Here is a 17,435-nt window from a genome sequence, read left to right as displayed (position 1 = left end):
GGAGGCGGCCATGAGCGCAGCACCACGCGGCGGCGGAGACCTCGCCCCCTGGGCGGTACCGGCCGTCGCGGCGGCGGCCTTCGCCCTGTTCTCCGCCGTCTGGCTCGGCGGCACCCTCGGCGCCGCCGCCACCGGAGCCGGCTGGCGGCCCCCGCCGTTCGCCCTGCACACCTTCCTCACCCTCACCGCCGACGGCCCCACCGCCGTCTGGCCCGGCGCCCCCGCGGCCGGCCCGGCCGCGGGTATCACCCTCGTCCTGCTGGTCCCCGCCGCCCTCGCGGCGGCCGTCGCCCGCCGGCTGCTGAAGGCCGCCGCCGGGAAGCCCAAGGGCGGGCTGGCCTCGGCCAGGGACCTGGCCTCGCTGCTGCCCGCCGAGGCGGAGGCCAAGGCCCGCTCACTGCGCCCCTCGCTGACCGGCCGGGCGCCCCTCGCGCCGGACGACCGGGGCAACCTCCTCGGCGACCTCGAACCGGCCGGACCCGAACTGCGCTCCTCCTTCGAGGACGTGGAACTGGACCTGATGGCACCCCGGGCGGGCAAGTCCACCGGGATCGCCATCCCCCGGGTGCTGCGGGCCCGCGGCTGCGTCCTGCTCACCTCCAACAAGTCCGACGTCTACGCCGTCACCCGCGCCGAGCGCGCCGCCGCCGGCACCGTGTGGACCTTCGACCCCCAGGGCATCGCCCACGCCCCGCGCGAGATGTGGTGGGACCTCCTGGCCGACTGCGGCACCATCGAGGGCGCCCGCCGGCTGGCCGGGCACTTCGTCGCCTCCGTCAACGATGACACCGCCAAGAAGGACTTCTGGATCTCCGCCGCCCAGAACACCCTCACCGCCCTCTTCCTGGCCGCCGCGCGCGGCCGGTGCTCCGTCCTCGACCTGCTCGGCTGGCTCGCCGACCCCGCCGACCGCACCCCGGTGGACCTGCTGCGCGACATCGGACTGACCGCCATGGCCGAGCAGTTGCAGGGCACCGTCAACGGCGCGGTGGAAACCCGCGACGGCATCTACGAGACCGCCCGCCAGTGCGTCTCCTGCCTGCTGGACCCCGACATCGCCGCCTGGGTGACGCCCGACCCGCGGCTGCCGCGCTTCGACCCCCACCACCACGTCCTCGGCAAGGACACCCTGTACCTGCTGTCCAAGGACGGCGGCGGCTCGGCCGCCGGGGTCATCGCCGGACTCGCCGACTCGGTCATGCGCGCGGGCGTGGTCGCCGCCGAACGCATGGGCGGGCGGCTGGACCCGCCGATGACCGCCGTACTGGACGAGGCGGCCAACGTCTGCCGCATCTCCGACCTGCCCGACCTCTACAGCCACCTCGGCTCACGCGGCGTCAACGTCGTCACCCTGCTCCAGAGCTACCGGCAGGGCGCCCGGGTCTGGGGCGAGGCGGGCATGGACGCCCTGTGGAGCGCGGCCACCATCAAGCTCCTCGGCGCCGGACTCGACGACGCCGACTTCGTCGACAAGGTCTCCCGCCTCGTCGGCCAGCACGACGTGCGGACGGCCAGCGTCTCCCGGGGCAGGGACGGCTCCTCCCGCTCGTACTCCTACCGGCAGGAGAGCGTCATGCCCGCCGACCGCATCCGCGCCCTGCCCAAGGGCACCGCGCTGCTGCTGGCCACCGGCGTCCGCCCGGCCCTGATCCGGCTGCGCCCCTGGTTCAAGGAGCCGGACGCGGCACGCATCTCGGCGGCGGCGCGGGCCGAGGTGAAGGCGATCACCGACCGGGCCGCCGGGAAGTGGGCCGCCGCCCACCCGGACGGCGACCCGGAGGAGACGTCCATGGAGGAGACGCCCATGGAGGAGGCCCGATGACCGCGTACGCGCGCCACGGCGCGAGCCGCACCGACCCGATGAGGAGCAGCCGATGAGCACACACGCCCCACCGGACGGGGACGCCGAGCCGTACGCGGAGGCGGTACCCGGCGCGGAGCCGTCCGGCCCCCTGCCGCCGCCCCCGGCCCACCAGGCGAAGGCGCCCGCCCATCCGCCGGAGGAGGAGCCCTCGGAAGCGGACGGCGGACACGACCCGGACGAACCGCTGTTCATCCTCTACCTGGACGGCGAACGCCACGCCCAGGCGCTGCGCGCCCTGACGCTATGGGTGCACTACCTGCTGCTGCCGGTGTACGGCCGGGAGACCGTCTCCGCGCGGCCCTGGTGCCCGCGGTGGTGGGAGCACCCCGAGGCGGTCGCCCAGCTGTACGGCCTGTGGATGGCCTGGCAGCACCACACCGGGCCCGGCGCCGACCTGCTCGGCCCGGCGGTCTGGCACCGCGACTTCGCGGGCCCGGTGCTGCTCTCCCTGCGCGACCCGGCCGGCCCCTTCGCGGGCTGCAAGCCCGGCAGCCACCGGGCGAAGGCCGTCCCCGAGGTGGACACCCCCGGCGCCTGACCCGGGCGGGCGGTGGCCGGTGAACCGGGGCGCGGCTCCGCGCGTACCACCGCCCGGAACCACCTGGCAGAAGGAGCCGACCGCAGATGAGTGAACAACCGCAGCATCCACCGCGACCGGCCGCCGCCGGCGAGGGCACCGGGGTGAGGAAGGCCGACGGGGTCGCCCGGGTACGGGACTTCCTGCTCCGCCAGGGCCGCAGGATGCGGCGGGCGCCGGCCGGCGACCGGGGCACGACACTCGGCGAGGCCGCCCCCGTTCCCGCCCCCGCCCCCGTTCCCGGGACGGCCCCGGAGGTGCCCGGGAGAACGCGGCCACCCGCCCGCCCGACCAACACGCTCACGACCGCGGAACCGGACCTCCACGCGGAGCCGGACTTCGGCCCGGCCCCTGCGCGGCACTCCGTACAGCCCCCCAAGCCGTCCCTCCCCCCGCCGCCCCGCCCGAGGGTGGCCAGGGCGGCCCTGGCCCGGGTACCGGGATCGTCGGCGGGCACCCGTAGCGGGCGCACGGCGGCGCTCCCGCCGGAGGTGGCCAGGGCCGCGGAGGCCGCCCGCGCGCGAAGGACGCGGGTCTGAGTGATCAAGTGGGCAGGCGGCGGGGGACAATGGAGCATGCGTTTCGCACTGCTGGGCCGCCTGGACGTACAGTCCGGTGCCGGGGCCCCCGTACGCCTGCCCGGCGAGGTGGCGCGGGCCCTCGTCGCCCGGCTGCTGCTCGCCGGGGGAGCGGTCGTCCAACGGGACGCCCTGATCGACGAGCTGTGGTGGGAGCGGCAGGCCAGGAACCCGGTCAACGCCCTCCAAGTGCAGGTGGCCAAGGTGCGCGCGGCCTTCGCCGCCGCCGGCGAACCGGACCGTCTGCACGGCGGCGACGGGGGCTACCGCCTGCTGCTCACCGATGACGACACCCTGGACGCCACCGCGTTCGAGGAGGCGCTGCGGCGCGGGCGCGAGGAGGCGGCCGCCGGGCGGCATGCCCCGGCCGCACGGACTCTGCGCGAGGGGCTGGCGCTGTGGCGGGGCCCGGCCCTGGACGGTCTGGCGGGGCGGCCCTTCGAGGTGGCACGGGTCAGACTGGAGACGCTGCGGCTGTCGGCCGTCGTCGAGGCCGCCGAGGCGGAACTCGCCCTGGACCGGCCCCGGGAGGTGCTGGCCGAGCTGCTCGGGGTGGTGCGCGAGGCACCGCTGCACGAGGACGCCCGCCGGCTGCTGATGCTGGCGCTGTACCGCTCCGGGCGCCCGGCGGAGGCGTTGGAGGTGTACGACGAGGGCCGCCGGCTGCTCGCCGGGGAGCTGGGCGCCGATCCCTCGCCCCGGATCAGGGCCCTGCACACCGCGATCCTCCGCCACGACCCCGGACTGACGACCGCCCCGGCGGAGCCGGACACCGCGCCCGCGCCTGCCGCGCCCCACCCCGCGGCCGAGCCGGAGGGCAATCTGCCGCGTCCGCTCGGCCCGTTCGTCGGCCGGCGGGAGGAACTGGCCGCGCTGCGCGCCCGGCTGGCCGCCGGCCGGCTGGTCACCGTCGTCGGGCCCGGCGGGGTCGGCAAAACCCGGCTGGCGACCGAGGCCTGCGGACTGCCGGAGCCGCACCGGGACGCCGTCTGGTGGGTGGATCTCGCCACCACCGACGCCCAGGGGGTGCCGGCCGCCGTGGCCGCCGCGCTCGGGCTGGCCGACGCGAGCGTCCGCCCCGGCGAGGCCGGTGGCCACCTCGGCCGGTTGACCGCCTTCCTCACCGGCCGCCGGGTGCTGCTCGCCCTCGACAACTGCGAGCACGTCCTCGACGCGATCGCCCCGCTGGCCGGAGCACTGCTGGGGCGGTGCCCGGGACTGCGGGTGGTCGCCACCAGCCGCGAACCCCTCCAGATCGCCGGCGAGGTACTGCACCCCCTCGCTCCGATGCGGGAGGAGGAGGCCGCCGAGCTGTTCGGTGTCCGGGCGGCCATGATCGCCCCCGCCTTCGGCGCCGACCGGGCCACCCGCGACGACGTGCGGGAGCTGGTACGGCGACTGGACGGCCTGCCGCTGGCGGTGGAGCTGGCCGTACCGCACGTCCGGATGCTCACCCCCCGGCAGATAGCCGACCGGCTGGACGACAGGTTCGCCCTGCTCACCCGGGGGGACCGGACCGCGCCCGCCCGGCACCAGACCCTGCGGGCCGTACTGGACTGGGGCTACGCGCTGCTCGATCCGGCCGAGCGGCAGGCACTGACCCGCTTCGCCCTGTACCCCGGCGGCCTCTCCCTCGCCGACGCCGAGGAGGCGGGGCTGCTGCCCGGCGCCGACGGGACCGAGCTGGTCCATGTCCTGACCCGGCTGGTGGACAAGTCGCTGCTCCATCCCGTCCCCGACGGCGACGGGATGCGGCTGCGGATGCTGGAGACCGTCCGCGCCCACGCCCGGGACCGGCTGTACGAGGAAGGCCACGGGCCGGACGCCGAGCGGCGCTTCACCGGCTGGGCGCTGGCCTTCGCCGAGGGGGCCGTCGGCGGTCTGCGCTCCGCGGACCAGACGGCCTGGGCGGCGCGCACCGCCCGGGAGGCCGCCAACCTGCGGGCGGCCTCCACCCTGCTCGCCGAGCGGGGCAGGACGGCGGACTCGCTGCTGCTGGAGGCCCGGCTCGGCTACTTCTGGTACATCAGCGGCCGCGAGGTGGAGGGCGTCGAACGGCTGGCACGGAGCCTGGACGCCTACGACGCCGACCACACGGGCCGGGCCGGGCCTGCCTCCCCCGACGAGGAGTGGGGCTTCTACCATGCCGTCGCCTGGCTGTCCTGGCTCAGCCATGTCGCCGGGCGGTACGCCGACGCGCGCGGCTACGGGGCACGCAACCGCGGCTACTGGCAGCGGGCCGCCCACCCGGACCTCGCCGTGCTGGGGCCCTGCTACGACGCCGTGTACGCGCTGCTCAACGCCGACGAGCAGGTGGAGGAGCTGTTCGCCCGGGCGGACGCGGGCATAGCGGTGACCCGGCACCACTGGGACCGGGCGAACCTCCAGGCGGCCTGGTCCATGTACTGCCTGAACCGGGGGGACGTGGCCGGGGCCCGGGAGCACGGACTGGCCGGGGTGGCGGCGGCGGAACGGGGCCAGGACGCCTTCTCCCGGGCCGCCTGCCTGGTGCTGTGCGCCGACGCGGACGAGAGCGGCGGAGCGCCCGGGCGCGCGCGGGAGCGGTGGGGCGAGGCCGCCGCGTCCTTCCGGGCCGGCGGCGCCCGGGGGCGGCTGGCGTCGGTGCTGCTGCGGCTCGCCTGCCTCGACCTGGGCGCGGACCACCTGGACGCCGCCGCGTCCCGGCTGGCCGAGGCGGACGCCCTGGCGCGAGGGCTGGCCTCCGCCGACCTCACCACCGCGGTGGGCAATCTGCGCGCCCTGCTGGCGGCGCGCCGGGGCCGCCGGCAGGAGGCCCGGGAGGGCTTCGCCCGGGTGTGGGCGCGCGCGGACGCGCCCCCCGCCCGCCGGGCGGTCGCCGGACTCGGCCTGGCGGCGACGGGCGGGCCGGAGGGCGAGCAGCCGCCGGCGGCACTCCTGGACCAGGTGGCGGCGGTGCGGGAGCGGGTGCTGGAGCCGCTGACCCGGCGGGCGGTCGAGGAGCTGGCGGAGGCGTGGACGGGACACCGCGCCGAGGACGCCGACCGCGGTGGGGACGGCCGCCGGGACGCGCCGTTGACCGAGCGGTTGTCCGGGCGCCCCTCGGTCCTGGCGGCGTTCGGCTGAGCCGCGGGCACGGTCGCCGGGGTGAACCGGTCCGCGGGGAGCCCCGTAGTACGCATGTCGGCACCGGTTCCCGATGAGAGCGCGAACCGGCGGCCGGCGGGCACACGACGACCGGCGAACGGATGAGGGACATGCTCAAGATCGGCCTCGGCGCACCGCAGTACGGGCTCTTCGCGGACCCGGCCGCGCTCTCCGCCTGCGCGGTCGCGGCGGAGGGCATCGGCTACGACAGCCTGTGGGTGGGCGACCGCGCCCTGGTGCCGCGCAGCCCGCGCGACGCCTACCCGGGCGGCGGGCCGGTCCCGGAGGGCTACCGGCGCTTCCTGGACCCCGTCGCCACCCTCGCCGTCCTCGCCCACGCCACCGACCGGGTCCGCCTCGGCACCAGCACCCTCAACGGCCCGTTCTACTCGCCCGTCCTGCTCGCCAGATCGCTGGCCAGCCTCGACATCCTGAGCGGCGGACGGCTAGACGTCGGTCTGGGGCTCGGCTGGTCCTCGGACGAGTACCAGGCCGTCGGCGTCCCCTGGGCGGGCCGCGGGGCGCGGCTGGAGGAGATCCTCGACGTCCTCGAACAGGCCTGGTCCGACGGGCCGTTCCACCACGAGGGCACGCGGTGGACGGTCGGCGACTCCTTCATGGACGCCGTCCCGGTCCAGCGCCCCCGGCCGCCGCTGCTGCTGGGCGGTTTCAGCCCGGCCACCTTCGAGCGGATCGCCCGGCGCGCGGACGGCTGGGTCGGCGTCGGGCTTCCGGTGCCGATGCTCACCCAGGTGGTGGCCGGGATCCGGCAGGGCGCCGAGGCACAGGGACGCGACCCGGAGCGGCTGCGGATCGTCGTCCGGGTCAACCCGGAGGTGACCCCCGACCCCGCCCCGGACGAGCGGGTGCCGGGCCGGGGGACCGTACGGCAGGTGGCCGGCTACCTCCTCGCCGCGCACCGGGCAGGCGCCGACGAGGTGCTGGTGGACCTCCAGCAGACCGCCCGGAGCACCGCCGAACTGATCGACCTCGCCCACCGGTTCCACGAGGAACTGCGCAAGGGCTGAGCCGGCCGAGGGCGCTTCGCCGCGGACCTCGCCCCCCGCTCCCCACCAGACGGCCCCGCACCGGGCCGTGACCCTCCCGCCCCGGCGGGAACCGCCATGCCCCGGCCCATCCGGACGGAGAAACGGACATCGTGTTCGGCAACCGCCTCACCAGGGTGCTCGCCACGGCCACCGCCGCCCTGGCCCTCAGCTCGTGCGCCGCCGGGAGCGGTGGCGCACCACCCGCTCAGGCCGCGCCGCCGCAGGCCAACTCCAACGCCGACTTCGACGGCACCTTCCTCGCGGGCACCGCCGCCGGAAACGGCGCCGCACCCGGCACGGGCGACCTCGCCCCGCCCCGGGAGCAGCGGAGCCCGGTGGCGCGCCGCTGGGTCCAGATCAGCGCCGATCCCGCCGACCGCGCGTCCGGGCCCCTCCGCAACGGCGCCGGCCGCGCCCTGTACTTCTTCACCGGCGACACCCCGTCGGCCGGTGCCTCCGCCTGCGCGGGTGCCTGTGCGGAGACCTGGCCGCCGGTGGTCGTCGACCCGCGCGGCACGGTCTTCCTCGACCGGGTCCCCGAGCAGGCCGTCGGCCACTTCGTCCGTACGGACGGGCTCACCCAGCTCACCGTCGCGGGCCGCCCGGTCTACCGGTACGCCGGGGACACCGGTGACGGGCGGGCCCGGGGCCACGGCCTGGACGGCGCCTGGTTCGCCGCGGCCCCCTCCGGGCAGGCCGCCCGCCTGGACCCGGACGGCCGGGACACCGCGACCGCCGACGCGTCCCAGGGTACGTACCCGAGCGGAGGAGCCCGATGAGCCGGGGCAGGATCGCCGTACTCGCCGCGCTGGCCTGTGCCGTCGCGGCGGTGGCCGCCCTGGCCCTGACCGGCCTCCCCGACCGGCTGCGCGGCTCCACGGAGGGCGGAAGCCCGGCGAGCGGCCCGGCCGGGGACTGGCGGGACTGGGACCCGGACACCTGGGCGCGGCAGAACGACGCGTTCCGCAACCCGGTGGTCGACGGCCTGTGGACCCCGGAGCGGATGCGCGACTCGGCGAGCTCCGACCGCCCGGTGGCAGCCGATGTCGGGGTGCGGGACCAGGGTGTCACCGACCCGGAGCCGGCCCCGGTGGCCGCCGAGCCGGTGCCCCGGCCCTACCGGTCGAACGCCCCGGTCGTGGGCAAGCTGTTCTTCGACACCCCGGACGGGCCCTCGGTCTGCTCGGCGACGGTGGTGGCCGACCCCTCCCGGCCCGGCGCCTCCGACCTGGTGTGGACGGCCGGGCACTGCGTCCACGCCGGGGCGGGCGGCGGCTGGTTCCGCAACATCGTCTTCGTCCCCTCGTACAACGACCAGGGGACCGGCCGCGGCGGTACGCCCGAGTCCGCCGCGCCCCTGGGCACCTGGTGGGCGGACGAGGCCCGCACCGCGCAGCAGTGGATCGACCAGGGAGCCCCGACCGGCGGCGCCGGCGCGCCGTTCGACTTCGCCGTGCTCCATGTGCGGCGGACCGACGGCGGGGGAGCGGCCTCGCTGGAGCGGACGGTCGGCGCGGCGGCCCGGATCGGCTTCCGCCCGCCGCGCGCCCAGGACATCTCCACCATCGGGATCTGGGGCTACCCGGCGGCGGCGCCTTTCGACGGCGAGCAGATGTTCACCTGCCGCTCGAAACCGGGGCGGCTGTCCATCCGCGCCGACCAGCCCTCCCTCTACCGGATCGGGTGCACCATGACCGGCGGCTCCTCGGGCGGCGGCTGGTTCGTGGAGGACACCGACGGCAAGCCCCTGCTGGTGAGCAACACCTCCATCGGCCCGGCCGAGCAGATCTGGCTGGCCGGGCCCCCACTCGGACCCGAGGCCCGTGAGGTCTACGACGCCCTGCGCCGGGCCTCGGCCGACTGACCCCGCTCCTCCTCCGACGCACACCCCCCCCGTGTCCGCCCGGCGGACCGGCACACCCACGGGAGAACCGTCATGCCCACGCCCCCCGGCACTCCGACGTCGGACGCCGGATACGCGGCCGGGTCCGAGGCCGGACCGGACTCGCCCGGTCTGCCCTCCGGTCCCCCCAGCCCGATGTCGCCCGGCTCCGGGTACCTCGGCGGGCCCGAGGCCGAACCGGCGGCGATCGGGCGGCAGGCGGCCCGGCCCACCGGGCCGACCCCCGCCCAGGCCATCGCCGCGCACTGGTACCGGGAGCAGGCCCGAGCAGCCCCCGTTCCCTCGGAGCCCGGGCCCGCACCCTCCCCGGCCGCGACACCCTCCTGGGCCGCCGGGCTGCATCCGATGAGCCGTTCGGCCCCCGCCCAGCGCCGCTCGCGCGGGGACGCGGCCCCGGCGGCACAGCCGCAACCGACTGCGACCCGCGCGAACGGTCCGGGCCACCGCCGCCCGTGACCGGCCCACCCCGCGACCGAACGGACCCGGGCGGTAGCGGCCGGCCCGGGCCGTCTGGAGGAGTACGCCGCCCTGGTCGAGGTGGCGCCCGACGGTTCCAGCGGGCTGGGCTGCTGGAGACGGCCGCCCTCTCGGCCTGCGGCGGCCCGCCGCCGGTTCCCGGGCACCCGGCCGGCCCGGTCGCGGGGATCAACGCGGCCCGTACCGCGCACGGCCCGTACCGCGTACGACCCGTACCGCGCACGGCGCAACCGGCCGCCCGGCTCCGCGCGGACGCGGCGCGGGGACACGGGCCGGAGCACCTCCACGGTCTGGAGGCGCGTGCCCCGGAGGCATCCGCCCGGTTCCGCCGGCGGCGGCATCCACCGCACCGCGCCACCCGCCGGCACCGGAGGCGCCGATCCGACCACCCGCCGGCACCGGGGACGCCGATCCGACCACCCCGCCGGCACCGGAGGCGCCGCACCGCGCCACCCGCCGGCACCGGAGACGCCGATCCGACCACCCGTGGGCCCGACGCGCGGGGGAACCTGTCGGCGCCTGCTCACCCGAACGGCAGAATGCCGCCATGCACATGCAATTGCTGGGCCCGCTGCGGCTGTCCAACGACCGCGGCGACCTCGCCCTCTCGGGAGCCGTCCCCCGGGGAATCGTCGGCCGGCTGCTGCTGGCCCGGGGCGCCACCATCGGACGCGACGCACTGATCGACGGGGTCTGGGGCGGCCGGCAGGCCCGGCACCCCGTCAACGCCCTCCAGGTGCAGATGTCCAAGCTCCGGACCGCCCTGGCGGCACTGGGCGAGGGGGGCCGCCTGGTCTCCGCGCACGGCGGCTACCGGCTGGTCCTGGAACCCGGGGACCGGGTGGACGCCTGGCTCTTCGAGGACGCCGTCCGGGAGGGCCGGTCGCACCTGGCGGCCGGGGCGTGGGAGCCGGCGGAGCGCCGCTTCCGCGACGGGCTGGCGCTGTGGCGGGGGAGGGCGCTGGACGGCCTGGACGAGGCGGTCTTCGAGGCGGAGCGGACCCGGCTGGAGGAACTGCGGCTCTCCGCCCTGGAGGACGCCGCGGCGGCTGCACTGGAGCGCGGCGGTGCGGGCCATCTCGTACCCGACCTCAAGGCGCTGGTCGCCGCCGAGCCGCTGCGCGAGCGCTCGCGGGCCCGGCTCATGCTGGCCCTGCACCGCTCCGGCCGGCACGCCGAGGCCCTGGAGGTCTACGACGAGGGGCGCCGACTGCTCGACGCGGAACTGGGCGCCATCCCCTCCGCCGAACTGCGCGACCTGCACACCGCGATGCTGCGCGACGACCCCTCCCTCCGTGCCCCGGCAAGCGGTATCCGGCCCGGGGGCGCGGCACCCGCCGCCGGTGGTGCCGCCCCGGACCGCGACCAAGCGCCGCCCCGGACCGAGGGCAACCTGGCCCGTCCGCTCGGCCCCTTCGTCGGCCGGCACGGCGAACTGGCCGCCCTGCGCACGCTGGCGGCCCGGGAACGGCTGGTCACGGTGGTCGGCCCGGGCGGCGTCGGCAAGACCCGGCTGGTGCTGGAGGCCTGCGCGCTGCTCCAGCCCTCCGTCGACGCGGTGTGGTGGGTGGACCTCACCTCGGTGGACCAGGCCGGAGTGCTCACCTCCCTCGCCTCCACACTGGGCCTCCTGGACGCCTCCGTACGCCCGGACGAACCGCCGAACGACTACGTGCGGCGGCTGGTCTCCCTGCTGTCGGGGCGCCGGGTGGTGCTCGCCCTGGACAACTGCGAGCACCTCCTCGACGCGATCGCCCCCCTGGTGGTGACCCTGCTCGGCGGCTGCCCCGCCCTCACGGTGCTGGCCACCAGCAGGGAGCCGCTGGCGGCCACCGGGGAGGTGCTCCACCCGCTGGCGCCGATGCCGGAGGAGGAGGCGGCCGACCTGTTCAGCGCCCGGGCCGTGATGATCGACCCCGGATTCGCCACCGACGAGACCTCCATGGGCCAGGTGCGCGCCCTGTGCCGCAGACTCGACGGACTGCCCCTCGCGGTCGAACTCGCCGCCGCGCACGTTCGGTTGCTTCCCGTCCCGGAGATCACCGACCGGCTGGACGACCGCTTCTCTCTGCTCACCCGGGGCGGACGCACCGCACCCGCCCGGCACCGCACCCTCCGGGCCGTCCTCGACTGGAGCTACGCCCTCCTCGACGCCTCCGAGCAGCGGGTGCTGAGGGAGCTCTCGCTGTACGTCGGCGGGTTCTCCCTCCAGGAGACCAGCGCCGCGCGCCTCGATGGCGGGGAGCTGCTGAGGGTGCTGGGCCAGCTGGTCGACAAGTCCCTGCTGTTCCCGGTGGCCACGGCACAGGGAAGCCGGCTGCGGATGCTGGACACGGTCCGCGAGTACGCGCTGAGCAGGCTCCGCGAGAGCGAGGAGGCCGCGGAGGCCGAGGAGCGCTTCACCGGCTGGGCCGTCGCCCTGGTGCGGGAGGGGACCGAGGCGATGTCGTCCCGCGAGCAGACGCGGTGGGCCAGACGGCTGACGGAGGAGTCGGCGAACCTCCGCTCCGCCTCGGCCGTCCTGGCCGAGCACGGCCGGCACGCCGAGTCGCTGCTGCTGGAGGCGCGGCTCGGCTACTACTGGTTCTTCAGCGGTCGCGAGGAGGAGGGCATCCGGCGCCTCGAACGGAGCCTGGCCGCCTACGACGCGGCGGCGGCCGACCGGACGTCCTCCGCCGCACCGGCCCCGACGGCCGAGGAGGAATGGGCGGTCTTCTACACCTTCGCCTGGCTCGGCTGGCTGAACCATGTGGCCGGCCGGCACGCCGACGCGGCCTCCTACCTCTCCCGGCACGAGGCGGCGTGGCGGGGCGCCCGCAATCCGGACCTGGCCGTCCTCGGCCCCTGCTACGACACCCTGCACGCGATGCTCAACGGGCGCCAGGACCTGGCCGGCCTGTTCGAGACCGCCGAGTCGAAGGTGGTGGGGACCGCCTCCCACTGGGATCGCGCGGTGCTGCAGACCAACTGGTCCACCTACTGCCTCCAGCACGGCGACGTGGCCGGGGCCCGGCTCCACGGCCGGATCGCGGTGGCGGCCTCCCAGGCCGCCGAGGACGACTTCGCGCGGGCCTTCTCCCTCACCCTGTGCGGGGACGCCGACGAGAGCGACGGGCTGCGGGAGCGGGCCCGCGAGCAGTGGACGGAGGCGGCCCGCATCCTGCGGCCCATGGGGGCGCGGCCCCGCTGGGCGTACGCGATGCTGCGGCTGGTCTGCCTGGACATCGCGGAGGGCGGCGCCGAGGCGGCCGACGACCGGCTCACCGAGGTGGCCGCGGTGGCGGACGAGCTGAGTTCGGAGGATCTGCGGGCCGCCGTGGGCAACCTGCGCGCGGTGCTGGCGGCGGCGCGCCGCGACGCGGAGGCGGCCCACCGGGCCTTCCGCTCGGTGTGGGACGACCCGGCAGCGCCGCTGGACCGCCGCGCGGTGGCCGCCCTCGGAATGGCGGCCCTGGCGGCGGACCCCGGGGCGGCCCGGGACTGGCTCGACCGGGTGCGCGAGGCGCACGAGCGGCTGATGGAGCCCCTGGCCCGGCGCGCCGTGGGGGTCCTGCTGGCCGAACTCGGCGCCCGCACGTCCCGGTGCGAGGCGGCCACCACCCGGTGGCTCCCCGAACGCCTCGCCGCCACCCCCTCCGCGCTGGCCGCGTTCTGCTGACACGGCATACGGCGAAGGCCGACCGGGCGGTGCGCCCGGTCGGCCGGCTCAGCAGGGAAGCGGTGCGGCCGGCCCCCGCCTCACGACCCGAGGGTCACAGGAAGCGGACGGAGCCGATGCCGGTGAGTCCGCGCTTGCGGACGTCGTCGAGGTTGGAGCTGATGGTCTGGACCTTGCCGGTGCAGTTTTCGCCTTCCCAGATCTTGACGGGTCCGGTGGTCTGGATGGAGAGGCGTCCGAAGCGGGTGTTCTGGCAGGTCTGGTTGCCTTGGGGGGCGAGTCCTTCGGTGGGGTCGCCGAAGTTGGTGTCGGCGGAGACCTGGACGTTCTTGGCGGGGGCGGCGTTGGGGTTGCCGTTGCCGGGGGTGGGCTGGGGGGCGGGCTGCTGTCCGCTGTTGCCGCCGGTCAGGAAGCGGACGGAGCCGATGCCGGTGAGTCCGCGCTTGCGGACGTCGTCGAGGTTGGAGCTGATGGTCTGGACCTTGCCGGTGCAGTTTTCGCCTTCCCAGATCTTGACGGGTCCGGTGGTCTGGATGGAGAGGCGTCCGAAGCGGGTGTTCTGGCAGGTCTGGTTGCCTTGGGGGGCGAGTCCTTCGGTGGGGTCGCCGAAGTTGGTGTCGGCGGAGACCTGGACGTTCTTGGCGGGGGCGGCGTTGGGGTTGCCGTTGCCCGGAGTGGGCTGGGGGGCGGGCTGCTGTCCGCCGTTGCCGCCGGTCAGGAAGCGGACGGAGCCGATGCCGGTGAGTCCGCGCTTGCGGACATCGGCGACATCGGCCTTGATCTCCTCCACCTTGCCGGTGCAGTTCCTGCCCTGCCAGATCTTGACGGGTCCGGTGGTCTGGATGGACAGCCGTCCGAACCGGGTGTTCTGGCAGGTCTCGCCGTTGCGGGGGGACAGCCCCTCGGACGGGTCACCGAAGTTCGCGTCCTGGGACACGATCACGTTGGCCGCCGGGGCGGTCCTGGCGCCCTGGGCCTGGGCGGCCACCTCGCCCTTGGCGTCGGCCGGACCGTCCTGGTCCCCACCGCCACAGGCGGTCAGCAGGAGCCCGCCCATCACCACGGCGGAGGCCAGCGAAAGGGTACGCGTACGCAGCATCAATCCCACATCCGAAGGAATCCTGTCGCATCCGGTCGTTCCGGAGGCGCTTCATCGGCCGACTACGGGGCGGGCGGCGCCGGTGTCCACCGGTCGCCGTGTCGGAACTCCCCGAACGGCCGGCCCGTGGGGCCGCGTCCGTCGGCGGCCTCTCATCGGGCTTGCACAACGCACTTACGCGGGGTCCGAGGCAGTGGTTCACCACCTCCGCGGCCCATCGACGCCCGGCTCCCGACGCGTCGCGCCGGGCGGTGCCCCCGGCCTTCCGGGGAGGTGAACCGGCTCTGCCCACGCCCCGTAGGACACCCGAGGGGCGCACGCACCCGGCCTGCGCCCGGCACCAGGAAAGGCACCGCACCATGACCCCTCCCACCGCCATCCCCGTCGGCGCCCCGCCGGGACAGGACGCCGTCGGCGAGCTGGCCGCCCACGTCACCGGGGCGGTGCTCACCCCCGGGGACGAGGGCTTCGCGGCCGAGGCCGCCGGCTTCAACCTCCGCTCCCGGCACCGGCCGGCCCTGATCGTCGCCGCGGAGTCCGCCGCCGACGTACAGGCCGCGGTCCGCTTCGCCGCCGCCCACGGCATGCCGCTTGGCGTGCTGGCCACCGGCCACCAGCCCTTCCCCGCGCGGGACGGCTTCCTGCTGCTGACCACCCGGGCCATGCGGGGCGTGCGGATCGACGCCGGACGGCGCGTCGCCCGCGTCGCCGCCGGCGCCGTCTGGTCGGACGTCGTGGGCCCCGCCCAGGCGGCCGGCCTGGCACCGCTCAACGGCTCGTCACCCCGGGTGGGCGTCGTCGGCTTCACCCTGGGCGGCGGGCACAGCCCCTTCCTCGGCCGGTCCGTCGGCTGGGCGGCCGACCACGTCGTCTCCATCGAGGCGGTCACCGCGGACGGGACGCTGCACCAGGTCACCGCGGAGAGCGACCCCGAGCTGTTCTGGGGGCTGCGCGGCGGCCGCAGCAACTTCGGCGTCGTCACCGCGCTGGAGATCGAGCTGTTCCCGCTGACCTCCTTCTACGGCGGGGGCATCTACCACCCCGCCGAGCGGACCGAGGAGGTGCTGCGCGCCTTCACCGAGGTGGTGCCCGGCGCCCCGGACGACTTCACCTGCTCGGTGGCGCTGCTCAACATGCCGCCCCTGCCGGAGATCCCCGAGCCGTTCCGCGGCCGCGCGCTGGTGCATCTGCGGGTGGCCGGGCTCGGGACGGACGAGGAGACCGAGCGGCTGATCGCCCCGTTCCGGGCCATCGGCCCCGGGCTCGTGGACACGGTCGCGCGCCACCCCTACGAGGCGTTCGCCGCGGTGCACGCCGACCCGGACCAGCCCGCCCCCTACGAGGAACGCAGCACCCTGCTGGCCGAACTGCCCGCCGAGGCCGTGGAGCGCCTGCTGGAGTGCGCCCGGCGGGGCGCCGGAGGCCCGGTCACCGTCCTGGAGCTGCGCCACTTCGGCGGCGCGCTGAACCGGACCCCCGCCCACGCCGCCCCGGTCGCCGCCCGCGAGGCCGCCTTCAGCCTCTGGGGGGCCACCGTCGGCCCGCCGGAGGCCGTGGCGGCCGGCTACGACTCGCTGTCCGAGGTGATGGAGCGGCTGTCGCCGTGGTCCACCGGCCGCACCTACACCAACTTCACCGCCCGCGAGGACCGGGCCGAGGACGTGTTCACCCCGGCGGAGCTGGACCGGCTCCGGGCGCTCAAGCGGCTCCACGACCCGGCCAACCTGTTCCGGGTCAACAACCACACCATCGCCCCCCGATAGCGGCGCACCGGCCCCGCCGGCGGCGGGCGGGCGCGGTGCGTCCGGGAGAGGAGGAGAGCGGGCGGAATGACCGGGGACCCGCGGTTCACTCTGCCCGGACCGGTCCGGGCACGGCCCGGCGGCCGGCTCCACGCCGAGCCGGCGGCCACCGCCCGCACCCCGTCCGACACCGCTCCGCACCGGATCGCCCGGTGCCCGGCCCCGGGGCCGCTTCCGGCGCCCGAGGCCCGCGAACGGCCCGCCCGGCACCCCGGACGCCGACCCGCGTCCTCACCGGCCCACCCCCGGGTGCCGCCCTGAAGCGCCGGGGCTCCCCGTGAACCTTTCGGGCCGGGCCCCCGTACAGCAAGCGAGTCGCCGGGGGACAGAGACCTTTCAGGAGTGCGCACGGTGGAATGCGAGCAGGAGAAGTCGGAGCTGGCCGTCTACGCCATGGCAGCGCTCGAACCGGCCGAAGCGGACCGGGTCGCCGCCCATGTGGCCGACTGCCCGTCCTGCGAGGCGGACACGGACGGCCTGCTGGCCGTGGTGACCGGCCTCCGGCTGGTTCCGGCGGAGGACATGGTGGGCGGCGACTGGGACGAGTGGTTGCCGGAACTGCGGGAAGCGGCGGTCCGGGCCGCCTTGGCGGAGAACAGGTCCGCCGGCCCGGCGCCCGGAGCGGCGGAACGTCCGCTGCCGGATCCGGTGCCGGACCCGGCGGCGCCGACCGCTCATCCGCCGGCGGCGACCACCCCGCTCCAAGGACACCGGCCCGCCCGCCGCTGGAACTGGGCGCTGGCCGCGGCGGTGGCCGGGATCGCCCTCGGCATCGGCGGCTCGCTGCTGCTGACCCAGGGGGACGAGCCCGCCGCCCTGGTCCTGGCCCGCCCGTCCGGGCCGGACACCGTGCGCTCCGCCGGAGCCGGCGCGGTCAGCGGGGCCGTCGAACCCAGGAGCCTGGGCTGGGGTACGGAGGTACTGCTCGAACTGAGCGGTGTGGACGGCCCCCGGCGGTGCTCCCTGGTGGCCGTCGCCCTCGACGGCAGCGAGGAGACCGCGCTGACCTGGCAGGTGCCCGAAGGCGGCTACGGACTGCCCGGGTCGCCCAGGGAACGGCTGCTGGCCGTCGGCGGCGTCGGCATCCCCGCGGACCGGATCACCCGGTACGCCGTCCGCACCGCCGAGGGGGCCGAACTGCTCAGCATCCCCGCCCGCCCACGCCCTGCCTGACCGGCAGGCACCTCCCTCGAGGGCCGCTCCCGACGCGCACGCGCGTGGGGGCGGCCCTCGTCGCCGTGGACCCGCCGACACCCCGCCGGCACCCTGACCCGCCGACACCCTGCGGCACGGCTCCGGCCA

The 17,435-nt window shown here is 76.6% G+C and carries 10 protein-coding genes; 9 read left to right on the top strand and 1 reads right to left on the bottom strand.

Features of this window, described 5'->3' with window-relative positions; genetic code table 11:
- Positions 1–10: 10 nt before the first annotated feature.
- The 7 genes from M1O15_RS12550 (at position 11) to M1O15_RS12515 (ending at position 13,232) form a co-directional block, all read left to right on the top strand.
- Positions 11–1,822: a type IV secretory system conjugative DNA transfer family protein gene (locus M1O15_RS12550; RefSeq protein WP_248633808.1), complete on the top strand. Its 1,812-nt coding sequence runs from the start codon at positions 11–13 to the stop codon at positions 1,820–1,822.
- Positions 1,823–1,874: 52 nt separating this feature from the next.
- Complete coding sequence (locus M1O15_RS12545) at positions 1,875–2,402, top strand: DUF4913 domain-containing protein (protein ID WP_372499462.1); 528 nt, start codon at positions 1,875–1,877, stop codon at positions 2,400–2,402.
- A gap of 614 nt (positions 2,403–3,016) precedes the next feature.
- Complete coding sequence (locus M1O15_RS31370) at positions 3,017–6,124, top strand: AfsR/SARP family transcriptional regulator (protein WP_282576671.1); 3,108 nt, start codon at positions 3,017–3,019, stop codon at positions 6,122–6,124.
- 131 nt (positions 6,125–6,255) lie between these two features.
- A complete protein-coding gene (locus M1O15_RS12530) occupies positions 6,256–7,173 on the top strand; it encodes a TIGR03619 family F420-dependent LLM class oxidoreductase (RefSeq protein ID WP_248633807.1) in 918 nt (305 codons plus the stop codon).
- A gap of 131 nt (positions 7,174–7,304) precedes the next feature.
- Complete coding sequence (locus M1O15_RS12525) at positions 7,305–7,973, top strand: COG4315 family predicted lipoprotein (protein ID WP_248633806.1); 669 nt, start codon at positions 7,305–7,307, stop codon at positions 7,971–7,973.
- Positions 7,970–9,058, top strand: a complete 1,089-nt coding sequence (locus M1O15_RS12520) for a trypsin-like serine peptidase (RefSeq protein ID WP_248633805.1) — start codon at positions 7,970–7,972, stop codon at positions 9,056–9,058. Before M1O15_RS12525 ends, M1O15_RS12520 begins: the two co-directional genes overlap by 4 nt.
- Positions 9,059–10,121: 1,063 nt before the next feature.
- Positions 10,122–13,232 (top strand): ATP-binding protein, encoded by a 3,111-nt coding sequence (locus M1O15_RS12515; RefSeq protein ID WP_248633804.1) that lies wholly within the window; start codon positions 10,122–10,124, stop codon positions 13,230–13,232.
- A 94-nt stretch (positions 13,233–13,326) separates the two neighbouring features.
- Here M1O15_RS12515 and M1O15_RS12510 read toward each other — a convergent pair whose 3' ends face one another.
- A complete protein-coding gene (locus M1O15_RS12510; protein ID WP_248633803.1) occupies positions 13,327–14,331 on the bottom strand; it encodes a hypothetical protein in 1,005 nt (334 codons plus the stop codon).
- 359 nt (positions 14,332–14,690) lie between these two features.
- Here M1O15_RS12510 and M1O15_RS12505 point away from each other — a divergent pair, with 359 nt between their 5' ends.
- Together M1O15_RS12505 and M1O15_RS12500 are read left to right on the top strand one after the other, a co-directional pair.
- The gene (locus M1O15_RS12505; protein ID WP_248633802.1) at positions 14,691–16,094 is read left to right on the top strand and encodes an FAD-binding oxidoreductase; all 1,404 of its coding nucleotides are present in this window, start codon (positions 14,691–14,693) and stop codon (positions 16,092–16,094) included.
- Between the two features lie 381 nt (positions 16,095–16,475).
- Positions 16,476–17,306 (top strand): anti-sigma factor, encoded by an 831-nt coding sequence (locus M1O15_RS12500; RefSeq protein WP_248633801.1) that lies wholly within the window; start codon positions 16,476–16,478, stop codon positions 17,304–17,306.
- Positions 17,307–17,435 lie beyond the last annotated feature (129 nt).

This window comes from Streptomyces lichenis, assembly GCF_023218175.1.
Taxonomy (GTDB): domain Bacteria; phylum Actinomycetota; class Actinomycetes; order Streptomycetales; family Streptomycetaceae; genus Streptomyces; species Streptomyces lichenis.
The sequence above is the reverse complement of the archived record's forward strand: the minus strand, read 5'-3'. Positions and strand labels throughout refer to the sequence as shown.

Bases quoted from the DNA above. Each gene is read 5' to 3' on its own strand.
- M1O15_RS12530 (WP_248633807.1), top strand. From the start codon at position 6,256: ATGCTCAAGATCGGCCTCGGCGCACCGCAGTACGGGCTCTTCGCGGAC.
- M1O15_RS31370 (WP_282576671.1), top strand. From the start codon at position 3,017: ATGCGTTTCGCACTGCTGGGCCGCCTGGACGTACAGTCCGGTGCCGGG.
- M1O15_RS12510 (WP_248633803.1), bottom strand. From the start codon at position 14,331: ATGCTGCGTACGCGTACCCTTTCGCTGGCCTCCGCCGTGGTGATGGGC.
- M1O15_RS12545 (WP_372499462.1), top strand. From the start codon at position 1,875: ATGAGCACACACGCCCCACCGGACGGGGACGCCGAGCCGTACGCGGAG.
- M1O15_RS12550 (WP_248633808.1), top strand. From the start codon at position 11: ATGAGCGCAGCACCACGCGGCGGCGGAGACCTCGCCCCCTGGGCGGTA.
- M1O15_RS12515 (WP_248633804.1), top strand. From the start codon at position 10,122: ATGCACATGCAATTGCTGGGCCCGCTGCGGCTGTCCAACGACCGCGGC.
- M1O15_RS12520 (WP_248633805.1), top strand. From the start codon at position 7,970: ATGAGCCGGGGCAGGATCGCCGTACTCGCCGCGCTGGCCTGTGCCGTC.
- M1O15_RS12505 (WP_248633802.1), top strand. From the start codon at position 14,691: ATGACCCCTCCCACCGCCATCCCCGTCGGCGCCCCGCCGGGACAGGAC.